The organism is Chlorobium ferrooxidans DSM 13031 (assembly GCF_000168715.1).
GTDB classification, from domain to species: Bacteria; Bacteroidota; Chlorobiia; order Chlorobiales; family Chlorobiaceae; genus Chlorobium; species Chlorobium ferrooxidans.
In genome coordinates, this window is sequence record NZ_AASE01000004.1 from 1 (window position 1) to 14130 (window position 14130).

Sequence of the window (14130 nt, forward strand, 5' to 3'; positions counted from 1 at the left end):
AAATCGCCCTGCTCTTGCGTCCGGGATTGTCAAGGTGCCGATGCAGCCCGGTCTGGATTTTGACACGGAGGCTATTATCCGGACGGCCCGGGATGAGGCTGTTCATTTTATTGTGCTCTCTACACCAAACAATCCTACCTCCAAATCACTCGCTCTGGACGATATCCGCCTGATTGCGGAATCATGTGACGCCATTGTCCTTGTTGATGAGGCCTATATCGAGTTTTCCCGTCAGCGTTCCGCTCTTGAACTGATTGATGAGCTGCCCAATGTTGTGGTGCTGCGCACCATGTCCAAAGCTCTTGCTCTTGCAGGGATACGGATTGGTTTTGCGATCGCCAACCCGGCCCTGATGGCTGAGCTTGCAAAACCGAAAATCCCCTTTGCTTCCGGCAGGCTTCAGGAGATCACCATCGAGCGTGTGCTTTCGAACTACTCACTGGTCACGGATGCCGTATCCTATATTCTTCATGAACGGGCCAGACTTTACAGCGAGCTTCTCTCCATTGAGGGCGTTGAAACGCTTGAGAGTGATACCAATTTTCTGATCATCCGGGTTCCGGATGCCGGTACCGTTTTTCAGGCGCTTCAGAAGGAGGGCATTCTGGTAAGAAATGTTTCCGGCTATCCGATGATGAAAAACTGCCTGAGATTCAATGTCGGTCTTGTTGATGAAAACCGTGCGTTAATCGAAAAACTCCGTTCGATTTGAGCATGCAAGGGTTCAGAAAGCTGCATGGTCCGGAAATGAACCGTATGAGCCCGGAGGAGTATGCCGGAGCCCCGAAACACCCGATTTATCTGATGCTGCACAATATCCGCAGTATGTGGAATGTCGGCTCAATGTTCCGCACAGCTGATGCCGCCGGAATTGAAAAGATGATTCTTTCGGGTTATACAGCGACACCGCCGAGAAAAGAGATTGATAAAACCGCACTTGGAGCCCAGGATAGTGTTGCCTGGGAGTATCATGCCGATCCGCTTGTGGCGCTTTCGGCATTGAAACGTGCAGGAGTGAAGATCTGCGGTCTTGAGATTACGGAAGGAAGCCGTCCCTACAGTGCGCTCACTCCCGGTGATTTTCCGCTCTGCCTTGTTGTGGGTAATGAGGTTGACGGCCTTGAAAACGAGCTGCTTGAGCTCTGTGATGAGGTTCTCGAGATTCCGCAGTACGGTACCAAGCATTCGCTTAACGTAGCTGTGGCATCAGGGATAGCTCTGTTTGAGTTTGTTCGTGTCATGCGGAGCGGAGTGTAACTTTTAAACGGGTACCCTTGTTCTGTTTCTTTCGAGGCGGCAATGTTTTAACACGGTTTCTCCATGCTTCATTACAAGACATACGAGTTGGATGATCCCGATGCATCATGGGTGGTGTTTGTCCACGGAGCCGGCGGGAGTTCTTCGATATGGTTCTTGCAGATCAAGGAGTTTATACGCTATTTCAATGTCCTGCTGGTTGACCTTCGGGGTCACGGCAGGTCGAAAGGGATGCTGCCTCACAAGGAGGAGCGCCATTATGATTTTGAGGATATCACCCGTGACATCATCGAAGTGCTCGACTCGCTCAATATCCGTAAAGCCCACTTCATCGGTATCTCGCTCGGCACCATTCTTATCCGCAATCTCAGTGAAATAGCTCCGGAGCGCGTAACCTCAATGGTTTTGGGTGGGGCAATTCTCCGGCTCAATATCCGGGCAAGGGTACTGGTTGCCCTCGGCAATATGTTCAAGCGGGTAGTGCCCTATATGTGGCTCTATCGTTTTTTTGCATGGATCATCATGCCGAGCCCGCGCCATAAAAAGTCGAGGCTTCTCTTTGTCAATGAAGCCAAAAAGGTGGCGCAGAAAGAGTTCATGCGCTGGTTCAGGCTGACCAATGAAATAACGCCGCTCCTGAAATATTTTGAGGAGAAGGATACCGGAATTCCGACGCTCTACCTGATGGGCGATGAGGATCACATGTTTCTGCCCGCTGTACGCTACATCATTACGCGACACACCAATTCATGGCTTGAGGTGATCGGTAATTCCGGTCATGTCTGCAATGTCGATCAACCGGCCGAGTTCAACAGCCGGGCGATACTGTTTTTGAAAAAAATATCTTCGGGTATTCTGCCTCAACCGGCGGTGCTTCAATGTGCCTCCTCCTGAAGGAGCTATAGTGCCGGCTTGTTGAAGTGGTTCATGGCATGATTGATACCGTTCACGGCGAAATCAAGCGCGGCATCCCGGCATACCGGAAGCACACCCGCCATAACCGAACGCTCCTCTTCACTGAATTTTCCAAGCACGAACGACGAAAAAGAGCCCAGAGGCTGATCCTGAGGTTTGATGCCTATTCGCAGACGTGCAAACTCATCACTTCCAAGAGATTCGATAATATGTTTCAGGCCATTCTGTCCACCCGCTGATCCTTTGGACCGAAGGCGTATTGATCCTGCCGGGAGATTCAGATCATCACAGATCACCAGGATGTCGCTCGCTGCGATTTTATAGAAATTCATGGCAGCGACAACCGCGTGGCCGGAGAGATTCATGTAGGTCATCGGTTTGATAAGGATGACCTGCTCTTTTTCATGCCGGATTTTAGCCGCAAGGTATTTGCCTTTACCGGCAGAGAATCCTTCCTGAAAAAAATCAGCGATTTTTTCCACAGCTTCAAAGCCGATATTATGGCGGGTTCCTGTGTAGCGGGATTCAGGATTTCCAAGACCGGCAACAAGTTTCATGGCGAAGAAGCGTAAATCGGTAAATGATTTTGGTTTACAATTGGACAATATGCCAATTGCCGACGGAATGAATATAAGAGAGGCCGGGCAGAATCTGTAATAACCGATCATTTTTTGAGCCGGAAACGGAGAGAATTCGGGAAGATCAAAAATAGCGGTGAAGAGCTAAGAAGTTCTGCGAAAAGGTATTGAGATTCATGAAAAAAGTTGCAATTTACGTAATCCTGTTTTTGACAGGCCGTTATCGAGTTGACATGATTTTGCTGAGAACATTCTTTCTTTGAATCAAGAATAACAGTGAAAAACAGTGCAATGAAAAAACCTTTGAACGTAACATGGTTGGCCAGAGCCGGATCGGTTCTGGGAGGTCTCGGGCTTTTGCTGCAGTCGCAGGTTGCGCATGCAAGCGAGGCTGATCTGGTATTGCCGGATCTCCATTCGGTATCATTTCTGGGTGGCATACCCGGAGACACGCTTTTATTATGGGGGCTTGCCATCTGCCTGTTCGGCATGCTCTTTGGTGTGGTACAGTATATGGGCATCCGCAATCTGCCTGTTCACAGTGCCATGAAGGAGATCAGTGAGCTGATCTATGCTACCTGTAAAACCTACCTGATAACGCAGGGCAAGTTTATTCTTGTTCTCTGGGTTCTCATCGGCGCAATTATTGTTGCTTACTTCGGCTGGCTTCGTAATCTGGAAACCATAAAGGTTATTTCCATTCTTGCGGCAAGTCTTATCGGTATCCTCGGAAGCTATACGGTTGCCTGGTTCGGCATGAGGATCAACACCTTTGCCAACTCAAGAACCGCATTTGCAAGTCTTGGCGGAAAACCCTTTCCGACCTATGCCATTCCGCTCAGAGCCGGCATGAGTATCGGTATGCTGCTTATCAGCATCGAGCTTTTCGTTATGCTCTGCATCCTTCTCTTTGTGCCTGCTGACTTTGCCGGACCATGCTTTATCGGCTTTGCTATCGGTGAGTCTCTCGGCGCTTCAGTGCTCCGTATTGCCGGCGGTATCTTTACCAAGATTGCCGACATCGGTTCCGACCTCATGAAGATTGTTTTCAAGATCAAGGAGGATGATGCCCGTAACCCCGGCGTTATTGCCGACTGTGCCGGTGACAATGCCGGTGACAATGCCGGTGACTCGGTCGGACCTACGGCTGACGGTTTTGAAACCTACGGTGTTACCGGTGTTGCCCTGATCTCCTTTATCCTGCTCGCTATCAAGGCTCCTGAAATCCAGATCATGCTGCTTGTATGGATTTTTGCCATGCGCCTTGTCATGATTCTGGCCAGTGCCGTATCCTACTGGGTCAATGCGGCCTATGCCAAGATGAAGTACAGCAATGCTGACGAGATGAACTTCGAGAAACCGCTCATCACGCTTGTCTGGCTTACCTCTATTGTTTCGATCGTGCTTACCTATATCGCTTCGTACTACCTGATCCGCACGCTTGGTGACGGTACCATGTGGTGGAAGCTTGCTTCGATTATCACCTGCGGAACAATTGCCGGTGCTCTTATTCCTGAACTGGTCAACCGCTTTACCTCAACCGAGTGTGCCCATGTACGCAACGTTGTGCAGTGCACCAAAGAGGGCGGAGCCGCTTTAAACATTCTCTCCGGTCTTGTTGCCGGTAACTTCAGTGCCTACTGGATGGGTCTTGCCATTGTGGGTCTTATGGCAGGTGCCTATGGCCTCAGCACGCTTGGAATCACGACTCTGGGTCTGACGCCTGAGCTGATTGCCGCACAGGGAATCCTTACGGTCGGGCTTGACAATGTTATCATGCTTGCTCCTTCCGTCTTTGCTTTTGGACTTGTGGCGTTCGGCTTCCTGAGCATGGGTCCAGTGACCATTGCTGTTGACTCCTACGGTCCGGTTACCGATAACGCACAGTCGGTCTATGAGCTTTCTCTGATCGAAAACGTTTCGGCAAAAGAGATTGAGAGCGAGTTCGGCTTCCAGCCTGACTTTACCAATGCAAAACGCTACCTTGAAGCCAACGACGGCGCAGGCAATACCTTCAAGGCAACGGCCAAGCCGGTGCTTATCGGTACGGCTGTAGTGGGTTCAACGACCATGATTTTCTCGATTATCATGATCCTTACCAACGGTCTTGCCGATGTCAGCTCCATTGCGAAGCTCTCCATTCTCTCTCCTCCGTTCCTGCTCGGCCTCATGATGGGCGGTGCGGTGATCTACTGGTTTACCGGTGCATCCATCAATGCGGTAACTACCGGAGCCTACTATGCGGTTGAATTCATCAAGCAGAACATCAAGCTGGATAGTGGCGCAGAAAAGGCTTCAATTGAGGACAGCAAGAAGGTTGTGGAGATCTGCACGAAGTTTGCGCAGAAAGGTATGCTTAACATCTTTCTGACCGTATTCTTTACAACACTGGCCTTTGCCTGTCTTGACTCCTTCTTCTTTATCGGTTACCTGATCTCCATTGCTCTCTTTGGTCTCTACCAGGCTATCTTTATGGCCAATGCCGGTGGCGCCTGGGACAATGCCAAGAAGCTTGTTGAAACCGAGCTCAACGCCAAAGGCACCGAACTGCATGATGCCTCGATTGTCGGTGATACGGTCGGCGATCCGTTCAAGGACACCTCTTCGGTTGCCCTGAACCCGATCATCAAGTTCACCACACTGTTCGGTCTGCTTGCCATCGAACTCGCCATTGAACTGCCTCCGCAGCTGGCGCTGACCCTGGCAGCAATCTTCTTTGCCCTTTCGCTGATTTTTGTTCACCGTTCCTTCTTCTCCATGAGGATCAAGGTTGACGAATAGTAAGACCAGCCTTTTCGACACAACAACAAAAGCCGCAGTGATGCGGCTTTTGTTGTTGTATGCGGTAATTGCGGAAATGAATGCCTTGTGAAAAAATGGCTCAGGAGAGGAGGCTTGCCTTATCCCGGGATTCTCAGCGCATAGCGTTTGCTCGAATGGAGTACCGGTCGGTATTTTTCGATATTTTCAAGGATTTCACCAGTTCCCCTTGCTACAGCGGTCAGGGGATCATCGGTGATATGGACGGCAAGTTTGGTCTCTTCGTAGATTTTCTTGTCAATACCCTTGATGAGAGCTCCTCCTCCAGCAAGGAAAATGCCGCGATCAAGAATGTCCACCGAGAGTTCCGGTTTTACGACCAGCATCTCAAGGGTTTTTTTTATCGATGTAATGATCTGGCCGATCGGGGTGGCAATGGCCTCCCTGATGGTTACTGAATCGACTTTCATTGCTTCGGGAAGCCCGGATTTGATGTTGACCGCCTTTACGGTCATGGTCATTTCTGTGTCGAGCTTGTAGGCCGAGCCGATCTGCATTTTTATCTCTTCAACGGTACGTTCACCGATGGACATGTTGTATGTCTTCCGGAAGTGCCGGATAATCGAGTTTGTTATATCAGTTCCGGCAACCCGCAGAGACTCTCCGGATGCAATACCTCCAAGTGAAATAACGGCGATATCTGTTGTGCCGCCACCGATATCGACAATCATGTTTCCTCTTGCCTCATTGAACTCAAGTCCAATGCCGATGGCAGCGGCTATCGGTTCCGATACCAGATAGATCTCTTTGGCTCCTATATGCTCGGCGGCATCATGTACGGCTCTTTTTTCAACCTCGGTGATTCCTGACGGAATGCCGATAACCATTCGGCGGATACCCAGCGAGAAGCGGCTCCTTGTTTTTTTGATCAAACCCTTTATCAGCTCCTCCGTTGCTTCATAGTCGGCAATAACCCCATTGGCCAGAGGCCGGATGGTGATGATGCCGGGATGGGTTCTTTCATGCATGAGAAGAGCTTCATTGCCGATGGCAACAACCTTTCCTGAATTGCGTTCGCGGGCAACTATTGACGGCTCATTTAACACAACGCCCTCGTTGCGTATATATATCAATGTATTTGCTGTTCCAAGATCAATAGCGATATCCCTGAACAGGTTGCTGAAAAAACTCATGTTATGATGGTTCTGTGTAATCTCATGGGGGTCGCTGTAGCTTGTGAAACCGGGTTTTGTTTCCCTCTGGAAAATACCATTGATCTCTCCTTCCAGGTTATGATCAGCGGTGCCACTTTTCTGAATGCGTCAAGTTACACAATGCTTTAGCTCACTCCCAAAAAAAATCACAGGAACACTCTCAATGGAGTAGCAAATTTTTTTGACCGAAGTAAAGGTGTTCAGAAATCAGGGGGAAATGCAGTTGATTCTGTTTATGTTTACCCAGAGACAAAGAGGATGTTCCGGTTGCCGTACGGCAGGATATATGCACGCTTTTTGTATACGTTATATATTTGTTTGCTTGTACTTGCGGGCGGCTCTTTTTGATTTCACCTGATCACCATTACCGTCAGAATGGATGAATACCTATGAAACTGACCAGAATATATCAGAGTCGTGTGATTGACTTTTACTCGCCGGATCTTTCGACCGAACTGCGGCTTCCGTTTGCCGAAACCGGGGTCTCAGCCGGGTTTCCCTCTCCGGCTGATGATTATATGGAGCTCAGCCTTGATCTCAACAAGGCTCTTGTCCGCCATCCGGCCGCCACCTTTTATGCCAGGGTAAAGGGTTCCTCCATGATTGATGCCGGGATTCTGGAAGGAGATATTCTGGTGATCGACAAATCACTGGACCCGAAGGATGGCGATATTGCCATCTGTTTTCTGGACGGTGAGTTTACGGTCAAGCGGATTATGCAGCATGCTGACGGGCTTCTCCTGATGCCGGCCAACGAGGAGTTCACTCCGATCCGGATCACGGAGGAGAATGATTTTCTGGTATGGGGTGTTGTAACCTATATCATCCACAAGGCCAGGTAGAGCGTCATGTTTGCCCTGATTGACTGCAACAACTTCTATGTGTCGTGCGAGCGGCTGTTCAACCCCGGATTGAGGGGTCGTCCGGTTGTGGTGCTCTCCAACAACGATGGCTGTTTTATCTCCCGGTCGGAAGAGGCCAAGGCTATCGGTCTCGGTATGGGTGAACCGGCATTCAAGTGCCGGGAGCTGCTTCAGCAGCACCGTGTAGCCCTCTACTCGGCCAACTTTCCGCTTTACGGTGATCTTTCCGCACGGGTGATGCGGACGCTTGCCGATTTTGCTCCCGATATTGAGATCTACTCCATCGATGAGTGTTTTCTTGACCTCAGCGGTTTCGGCCGTTTTGATCTTGACCGCTATGCCCGTCAAATCCGGCAGACCGTGGAGAAGCATACCGGCATTCCCGTCAGTATCGGTATTGGTGCCACCAAAACCCTTGCCAAGGCGGCAAGCCGTATGGCCAAGAAAAACGCATCTCTCGGCGGGGTCTCTCTTTTGAGAACGGATGCCGGGATCCGCGATGCCCTCTCCGGCATGGCAGTTGAGCATATATGGGGAATCGGGAGGCGTTACGGCGCGCTCCTGCACCGGCACCGGATTCATACCGCGTTGGATTTTGCCGCTGCGCCTGCGCCCTGGGTCCGCCGAAACCTCCATATTACCGGGGCAAGGGTGCAGGAGGAGCTGAATGGCCGCTCATGCCTGCCGCTCGAACTGGTGCGGCCACCAAAGCAGTCGATCTGTACATCCCGTTCGTTCGGTACGCCCGTGATTGCAAAGGAGGAGCTTCAGCATGCCGTGGTGCATTTTGCTTCCAAATGTGCGTTCAAGCTCCGCCGGGAAGAATCAAGAGCTTCGCTGGTTACGGTTTTTGCCTGTACCAGCCCGTTTGCCCCAAAGGAGAAGCGGTACTGGGGAACCGAGACGCTCTCGCTTCCGGCACCCTCAAACGATACCCTGCTTCTGCTCAAGGCGGCAACGCTTGCGCTTGAGCGTCTCTACCGGAGGGGATATGAGTACAAAAAAGCCGGGGTTATTCTGAGCGGGATCGGTTCCGTGAGCGAACCGCAACAGACTACGCTTTCGCTCTTCGACACCGATCCGCTGCCGGAAAAGCAGGGGAGGGCGGCCAGCCTCATGGAGGCGCTTGATGCTCTGAACTTTCGTTACGGACCGGGAACACTCCGCCTTGCTTCCGACTGCTCATCGGGATGGAAGCAGCGGCAGGAGAAACTCTCACCCGCTTACACAACCCGCTGGAGTGATATCATTGAGGTGAAGCCATGAATCCCGCAAAGGTGTCAAGAGAGAGGCTCAAAGAGCTGACCGATCTGCCCAATATCGGTAAATCGATAGCCGGCGATCTCCGGCTGATCGGTATTTCAAGGCCGGAGCAGCTTGTCGGCCGCTCGGCGTTGGAGATGTATCACGATCTTTGCCGGGTGACGGATACCGTTCAGGATCCCTGCGTGCTTGACGTATTCATGTCGCTCACCAGCTTCATGTCTGGTAGTGAGCCGCGTACCTGGTGGTCGTTTACCGAAGAGCGGAAGCGGCTGCTCAGCAAAGAGGCGCCCACGGGTACCTCTAAAAATTATCATGAGCGGTTTGAAGATTTTTAACCACGAAAGAGACGAAAAGAAAATGAAGAAAGTGGACTCAGTGGACTTGAGTGGACAAGAAGGAAGAGATTCTGGATTGACTTTTAGGCCCCACTGTGGTTGCCCTTTCGAACAAGAAAACCATCCGGCTGTTCTCTTTGTCCTTGATGTCCTTGTAGTCTTTGCTGTCTTTTCAAGCTCCAGCCCAACGCAGTAATCGTAGTGCGGAATAGATTAATAGAGGTGCCATTATGATTATCAGCGCCAGCCGCCGTACAGACATTCCCGCCTTCTACGGTGAGTGGCTTGTGAACCGCCTGAAGGCCGGTGAGGTGCTGGTGCGTAACCCCATGCAGCCAAAGCAGGTGAGCAGAATTATGCTGACCCCGGCAACGGTTGATGCCCTTGTCTTCTGGACCAAGAACCCTGAACCCTTTCTCTCGCGTCTGCCGGAAATCGATGCCCTCGGGTACTCATATTATTTCCTTTTTACCCTGACACCCTATGATGTAACGCTGGAGCCCGGTGTGCCTGAAAAAGGCTCAATTGTTGAGGTGTTCCGGCGGCTCTCTCGCCTTGTCGGTCCTGAAAAAGTGGTGTGGCGGTATGACCCCGTTGTCATCACCGATCAGTTTACCCCGGCATGGCATGCTGCTTCATTTCCAAGACTTGCAGAAAAGCTTTCCGGTTATACCGGGCGCTGCATCATCAGTTTTCTTGACGACTACCGCAAGGTGAGGAGCCGGATGCGCAATCTCCGCTACACCCTGCCCGACAGCGCGGAGATGGGTGAGCTGGCGGCTCTCTTTGCCGATATCGCCGCAAAACAGGACATTGCACTCTGTACATGCAGTCAGGAGGTTGATCTCTCCCGTTACGGCATCATGCACAGCCGCTGTATTGATGGCGGGCTTGTCGAGCGCATTTCCGGTCGAAGGATGAGGGGAGCAAAAAAAGATGGCAGCCAACGCCATGCCTGCGGATGCATCGAGAGCCGTGATATCGGCAGCTATGATACCTGTCCGCACGGATGCCTCTACTGCTATGCTGTTGCCGGACAGGCAAAGGCAGGCAAAGCTTTTGAAGCATACGATCCATCATCACCGATGCTCTGCGACAGCCTGCACGGAGACGAAACAATCACCACGCCTGCACCCCGCAAGCGGGCTGCTTCAGCGCGAACACCATCTGCTCCCGGATTGCATCAGGGTGAGCTGTTTTCATAGAAGGGCGTCCTCTCTACACGTGAATGTTCAAGTCCCGACGAGACCTCACAGAATGAATTTATAACGGGGTGTAGATGTTTTGTCCTTGAATGACGTTATATTGTACATTATTCTGTCATATTTATTTCTGACATGCCATGCACGCCATCGATACAAGAAATGTTACGCCGTTAACTGATTTCAGAAACAATATTAAACGGTACATGGAGGAGCTTTCCGTCAGCAAGAAACCTCTGCTTTTAACGCAGCATGGAAAGAGTGCCGCAGTGCTGCTCGATGCGGAACAATACCAGAAGATGCTTGATCAGATAACCTTTATGCAATTGGTTACGGAGGGATTGGAAGAGTATCGCAATAACCGCACCATCCCGGCGGAAGAGCTGTTTGCATCCCTTGACAAGATTATTGCTGAAGCTGAAAAACAGTGAACGTAGAGTTTTCAGAACGTGCAGCTCGCCAGATTACCGATGTGGTCAGGTATATTGCTGCTGACAAGCCTGCTGCTGCAAAAAAATGGGCGGATTCTGTAAAAAAAGCAGTCAGGAAGCTTTCCGATTATCCGCACTTAGGAAGGGTTGTTCCGGAATTCGTTGACGCGAGTCTCCGGGAACTTTTGCACGGTGAATACAGGATTGTGTATAAAATCGATGAACAATTTTCCAGGATCGTGATTGTGGCAGTTTATCATGCCAGACGGATATTGATGCCGGATTAATCGCCCATCCACTGGTTTGTGGAGGAAACAATCATCCGGCAAAACCTTCAGGGTGCCGCTATAAATTGTCGTGAGCGGTTTGATTTTTAAGCCCCGGAGGGGCGAAATATCGGTAGAGCAGCCTTATCCAAGCTGTTCTACAAGATAGTTCTGTATCCCCATCTGGCTGATCTGGTCAATCTGAGCCTCAAGCCAGTCGATGTGGGCCTCCTCATCGCGGAGGATTGATTCAAGCAGCTCTCTGGTGCCGTTATCTCCGGCTTCAACAGCAAGCCTGATTCCGTCATTGTAGGAGGCAATGGCTCCATCTTCCGAATGCCGGTCGTTTTTGTGCTGAGCGGCCACATCGGCTCCTATCTTTATCTTTTTGAGGTCGCTGACAACGGGAATGCCTTCAAGAAAGAGGATTCTTGCAATGAGTTTTTCGGCATGCTTCATTTCATCAATTGCACGCTTCTCATCAGCATTGTGGAGTTTTTCATAACCCCAGTTGCTGCACATCTCCGAATGCACAATGTACTGGTTGATTGCCGTCAGCTCGTCAGCGAGCAGGCTGTTGAGTTTTTCGATTATTTTCGGATTTCCTTTCATCGGTCTCTCCTTGATTCGTGTTGATAATGGAATCTTTCATATAGCCACTTCGTATAATAAAGCTGATAATCCGAAATCCCGCAACATCTTTGTCGGGAATTATTTTCAGGAGGAGAGATTTTGCGAATATATCTGTTTTTATTATCATATGAATGGTTGTTCATGTAATTGAGTTATAGCTATGCTGGATCAAAGAGCTGAGGGTTGTCAGGAGGAGTGTTTTCATCCGGATGTTGTCGAGCGTGTTCGCAAAGCGATGCCGGGGGAGCCGCTGCAGGAGGAGCTTGCACAGCTTTTCAAGGTGCTTGGCGATCATACCAGAATACGGATTCTCAATGCGCTCTGTCTCTCGGAACTCTGTGTCTGTGATCTCACCTCTATTCTCGGGATGAATCAGTCGGCAGTGTCGCATCAGTTGAGGGTGCTGCGGGATGCCAAGCTGGTGAAGTCGCGCAAGCAGGGAAAGAATGTGCTCTACACTCTTGACGACACCCATGTCTCAACGCTTATCCGGACCGGTTCCGAACACATCAGGGAAGGGAAGTAACACTGCTCTTTTTTTTTTCTTTAAATATGAACATATAATCATGTGAGAATATGTGCAAAAGTACTCCAATTGAGGTTTTCTTATGAATGAATTATTGATTGTTGTCTCGAAAGTACTTCTCGCTTCGTGGAGTGTGCTTCTTGAATCCGCCCCCTTTGTGCTGCTCGGCTTTTTTATTGCCGGAGTGCTCAAGGCATTTGTTCCTGATGATTTTGTTGCCACCCATCTTGGGGGAGGGGGAATGGCGAGTATTTTCAAAGCTTCATTATTTGGTATTCCCATTCCCCTGTGCAGTTGCGGCGTGCTTCCGGCTGCAGCAGGCCTGAAGAAACAGGGTTCCGGGAATGGTCCTGTTGCGGCGTTTCTTATTTCAACACCTGAAACCGGTGTGGACTCCATTGCGGTCTCCTGGGCGCTGCTCGATCCGCTGATGACCGTTATTCGCCCGGTTATTGCGCTTTTTATGGCAATTGCAACCGGCATTGCGGTTTCATTTGCCGGAAAGCAGAGCGCAAACGAAGTTGCGGCTGACATAGATAAATCGGGGGAGAGTGCCTGTGCATCTTCATGCTGCTGCAGTCATAAAAAGCAGGAAAAACTGACGGTTGCCGGAAAATTCAGGGAGGGTATGAGCTTTGCCTTCGGCGATCTGTTGAACGATGTCGGCCTCTGGCTCTTTATCGGTATCCTGCTCTCCGGCCTCATCTCGGTTTTTGTTTCAACGGAAGTGGTAAGCCGCTATCTGTCGAATGAATATCTTTCGATGCTCGTGATGTTTATCGTTTCCGTGCCGCTCTATGTCTGCGCTACAGCTTCGACTCCGATTGTTGCTGCACTTGCCCTGAAAGGAATATCACCGGGAGCCGCCCTTGTGTTTCTTCTTGCCGGTCCGGCAACTAATGCGGCATCGCTCCCGGTGATTTTCAGAATGCTTGGCAGAAAATCGGCTCTCATCTATCTGGCGAGCATTGTACTCATCTCTCTCATCGGGGGAGTAGTGGTCAATGACCTCTACAGCTATCTCGGCTACGATATTACGCATTGGGTCAGTAAAGGGGCTCACGAGGAGGCAGGCATTGTTTCCATTGCTGCATCTGTTGTGCTTCTCCTGCTGGTGCTGAAATCACTGCTGCCAAAAAAACAGATTGGTCATCCCCGGTAAGAGTGTAATTCACTATATTTACGTTATATTTGTGGCGTATTTATTTTTATGGATATGCTAAAATGATGATTCAGGGTATGGTCAGTTTGTTACGCTCGCTTGCAGGGATAGTGCTTCCTGTTGCTCTCCTCATCGCTCACTCTGTTTCTGCTTTTGCTGCAGATGGATCTCCGTATGGCGGTGACACAGAGCTCCTTCAGGCTTCGCATGGAGCGGGAAAGAGTTCAAGGGTGTCGCTTTCGGATGAAGAAGCCCGGTTGTACCGTCTGCTTATGGATTACCGCAGGAGTGAGGGGAAGCCTCCCATTCCTGTTTCACCAAATCTTTCGCGTGTTGCCCGGTTGCATGTTCGTGACCTTGAGGCACACCCCCCTTCAGGCTCATGCAACCTGCACAGCTGGTCGGAATATGGGCCGTGGCAGCCGGTCTGTTACAACGGAGGAGAGAGTGTGCAGAGGATGTGGAGCAAGCCGAGGGAGCTGACCTCCTACAACGGAAACGGCTTTGAGGTTGTGGCCTGTACGAGCAGCGGAAGGATGCTGCCATCACATGCGTTATCGCTCTGGGAGGGATCGTCAGCACACAATGCCGTAATAACCAACTCGGGAAAGTGGGAGCGGCTTCAGTGGAATGCGGTCGGGGTGGCCATCTCCGGTTCATACGCCGTTGTCTGGTTCGGAGAGGAGTCCGACCCGTCCGGCAGATAGCCCTTACCTGCCGGT

16 protein-coding genes are annotated in these 14130 nt (G+C 50.7%); 13 read left to right on the forward strand and 3 right to left on the reverse strand.

The window, feature by feature from the left end; genetic code table 11:
- The 3 genes from CFERDRAFT_RS03350 to CFERDRAFT_RS03360 form a co-directional block, all read left to right on the forward strand.
- Positions 1-712: pyridoxal phosphate-dependent aminotransferase (locus CFERDRAFT_RS03350; RefSeq protein WP_040433035.1), on the forward strand; the 712-nt coding region annotated here is incomplete at its 5' end.
- A 2-nt stretch (positions 713-714) separates the two neighbouring features.
- The gene (locus CFERDRAFT_RS03355; RefSeq protein ID WP_006365800.1) at positions 715-1257 is read left to right on the forward strand and encodes an RNA methyltransferase; all 543 of its coding nucleotides are present in this window, start codon (positions 715-717) and stop codon (positions 1255-1257) included.
- Between the two features lie 63 nt (positions 1258-1320).
- On the forward strand, positions 1321-2151 hold the full coding sequence (locus tag CFERDRAFT_RS03360; RefSeq protein ID WP_006365801.1) for an alpha/beta fold hydrolase: 831 nt from the start codon (positions 1321-1323) through the stop codon (positions 2149-2151).
- 5 nt (positions 2152-2156) lie between these two features.
- Here the strand turns inward: CFERDRAFT_RS03360 and pth are convergent, their stop codons facing one another.
- Positions 2157-2729 (reverse strand): aminoacyl-tRNA hydrolase, encoded by a 573-nt coding sequence (gene pth / locus CFERDRAFT_RS03365; RefSeq protein WP_040433037.1) that lies wholly within the window; start codon positions 2727-2729, stop codon positions 2157-2159.
- Between the two features lie 312 nt (positions 2730-3041).
- On the opposite strand from pth, the gene CFERDRAFT_RS03370 reads away from it, so the two are divergent.
- Positions 3042-5531, forward strand: a complete 2490-nt coding sequence (locus tag CFERDRAFT_RS03370) for a sodium-translocating pyrophosphatase (RefSeq protein WP_006365803.1) — start codon at positions 3042-3044, stop codon at positions 5529-5531.
- A 119-nt stretch (positions 5532-5650) separates the two neighbouring features.
- On the opposite strand, the gene mreB is transcribed toward CFERDRAFT_RS03370, so the two are convergent.
- Positions 5651-6703 carry a rod shape-determining protein gene (mreB, locus tag CFERDRAFT_RS03375; protein WP_006365804.1) on the reverse strand — a complete coding sequence of 351 codons (1053 nt, stop codon included), beginning with the start codon at positions 6701-6703 and terminating at the stop codon, positions 5651-5653.
- Positions 6704-7113: 410 nt separating this feature from the next.
- Here mreB and CFERDRAFT_RS03380 point away from each other — a divergent pair, with 410 nt between their 5' ends.
- The 6 genes from CFERDRAFT_RS03380 to CFERDRAFT_RS03405 all read left to right on the forward strand — a co-directional run bounded on the left by CFERDRAFT_RS03380 (position 7114) and on the right by CFERDRAFT_RS03405 (position 11108).
- A complete protein-coding gene (locus tag CFERDRAFT_RS03380; RefSeq protein ID WP_006365805.1) occupies positions 7114-7566 on the forward strand; it encodes a LexA family protein in 453 nt (150 codons plus the stop codon).
- Positions 7567-7572: 6 nt separating this feature from the next.
- Positions 7573-8853 carry a Y-family DNA polymerase gene (locus tag CFERDRAFT_RS03385; protein ID WP_006365806.1) on the forward strand — a complete coding sequence of 427 codons (1281 nt, stop codon included), beginning with the start codon at positions 7573-7575 and terminating at the stop codon, positions 8851-8853.
- A complete protein-coding gene (locus tag CFERDRAFT_RS03390) occupies positions 8850-9188 on the forward strand; it encodes a helix-hairpin-helix domain-containing protein (RefSeq protein WP_006365807.1) in 339 nt (112 codons plus the stop codon). Before CFERDRAFT_RS03385 ends, CFERDRAFT_RS03390 begins: the two co-directional genes overlap by 4 nt.
- 230 nt (positions 9189-9418) lie before the next feature.
- Positions 9419-10393 (forward strand): DUF1848 domain-containing protein, encoded by a 975-nt coding sequence (locus CFERDRAFT_RS03395; protein ID WP_006365808.1) that lies wholly within the window; start codon positions 9419-9421, stop codon positions 10391-10393.
- Positions 10394-10530: 137 nt separating this feature from the next.
- Entirely contained in the window at positions 10531-10821 is a 291-nt protein-coding gene (locus tag CFERDRAFT_RS03400) for a type II toxin-antitoxin system Phd/YefM family antitoxin (protein WP_006365809.1), read from the forward strand.
- Entirely contained in the window at positions 10818-11108 is a 291-nt protein-coding gene (locus CFERDRAFT_RS03405; RefSeq protein ID WP_006365940.1) for a type II toxin-antitoxin system RelE/ParE family toxin, read from the forward strand. Before CFERDRAFT_RS03400 ends, CFERDRAFT_RS03405 begins: the two co-directional genes overlap by 4 nt.
- A 123-nt stretch (positions 11109-11231) precedes the next feature.
- Here the strand turns inward: CFERDRAFT_RS03405 and bfr are convergent, their stop codons facing one another.
- Positions 11232-11699, reverse strand: a complete 468-nt coding sequence (gene bfr, locus CFERDRAFT_RS03410) for a bacterioferritin (protein ID WP_006365810.1) — start codon at positions 11697-11699, stop codon at positions 11232-11234.
- A gap of 181 nt (positions 11700-11880) precedes the next feature.
- Between bfr and CFERDRAFT_RS03415 the strand changes: the two genes are divergently transcribed.
- The 3 genes from CFERDRAFT_RS03415 to CFERDRAFT_RS03425 all read left to right on the forward strand — a co-directional run bounded on the left by CFERDRAFT_RS03415 (position 11881) and on the right by CFERDRAFT_RS03425 (position 14115).
- Complete coding sequence (locus tag CFERDRAFT_RS03415; RefSeq protein WP_006365811.1) at positions 11881-12246, forward strand: ArsR/SmtB family transcription factor; 366 nt, start codon at positions 11881-11883, stop codon at positions 12244-12246.
- Positions 12247-12328: 82 nt separating this feature from the next.
- On the forward strand, positions 12329-13408 hold the full coding sequence (locus tag CFERDRAFT_RS03420) for an SO_0444 family Cu/Zn efflux transporter (RefSeq protein ID WP_006365812.1): 1080 nt from the start codon (positions 12329-12331) through the stop codon (positions 13406-13408).
- Positions 13409-13470: 62 nt separating this feature from the next.
- Complete coding sequence (locus tag CFERDRAFT_RS03425; RefSeq protein WP_006365813.1) at positions 13471-14115, forward strand: CAP domain-containing protein; 645 nt, start codon at positions 13471-13473, stop codon at positions 14113-14115.
- Positions 14116-14130 lie beyond the last annotated feature (15 nt).

Bases quoted from the DNA above. Each gene is read 5' to 3' on its own strand.
- CFERDRAFT_RS03385 (WP_006365806.1), top strand. From the start codon at position 7,573: ATGTTTGCCCTGATTGACTGCAACAACTTCTATGTGTCGTGCGAGCGG.
- CFERDRAFT_RS03390 (WP_006365807.1), top strand. From the start codon at position 8,850: ATGAATCCCGCAAAGGTGTCAAGAGAGAGGCTCAAAGAGCTGACCGAT.
- CFERDRAFT_RS03360 (WP_006365801.1), top strand. From the start codon at position 1,321: ATGCTTCATTACAAGACATACGAGTTGGATGATCCCGATGCATCATGG.
- mreB (WP_006365804.1), bottom strand. From the start codon at position 6,703: ATGAGTTTTTTCAGCAACCTGTTCAGGGATATCGCTATTGATCTTGGA.
- bfr (WP_006365810.1), bottom strand. From the start codon at position 11,699: ATGAAAGGAAATCCGAAAATAATCGAAAAACTCAACAGCCTGCTCGCT.
- CFERDRAFT_RS03415 (WP_006365811.1), top strand. From the start codon at position 11,881: ATGCTGGATCAAAGAGCTGAGGGTTGTCAGGAGGAGTGTTTTCATCCG.
- CFERDRAFT_RS03380 (WP_006365805.1), top strand. From the start codon at position 7,114: ATGAAACTGACCAGAATATATCAGAGTCGTGTGATTGACTTTTACTCG.
- CFERDRAFT_RS03425 (WP_006365813.1), top strand. From the start codon at position 13,471: ATGATGATTCAGGGTATGGTCAGTTTGTTACGCTCGCTTGCAGGGATA.
- CFERDRAFT_RS03395 (WP_006365808.1), top strand. From the start codon at position 9,419: ATGATTATCAGCGCCAGCCGCCGTACAGACATTCCCGCCTTCTACGGT.
- CFERDRAFT_RS03400 (WP_006365809.1), top strand. From the start codon at position 10,531: ATGCACGCCATCGATACAAGAAATGTTACGCCGTTAACTGATTTCAGA.
- pth (WP_040433037.1), bottom strand. From the start codon at position 2,729: ATGAAACTTGTTGCCGGTCTTGGAAATCCTGAATCCCGCTACACAGGA.
- CFERDRAFT_RS03355 (WP_006365800.1), top strand. From the start codon at position 715: ATGCAAGGGTTCAGAAAGCTGCATGGTCCGGAAATGAACCGTATGAGC.
- CFERDRAFT_RS03420 (WP_006365812.1), top strand. From the start codon at position 12,329: ATGAATGAATTATTGATTGTTGTCTCGAAAGTACTTCTCGCTTCGTGG.
- CFERDRAFT_RS03370 (WP_006365803.1), top strand. From the start codon at position 3,042: ATGAAAAAACCTTTGAACGTAACATGGTTGGCCAGAGCCGGATCGGTT.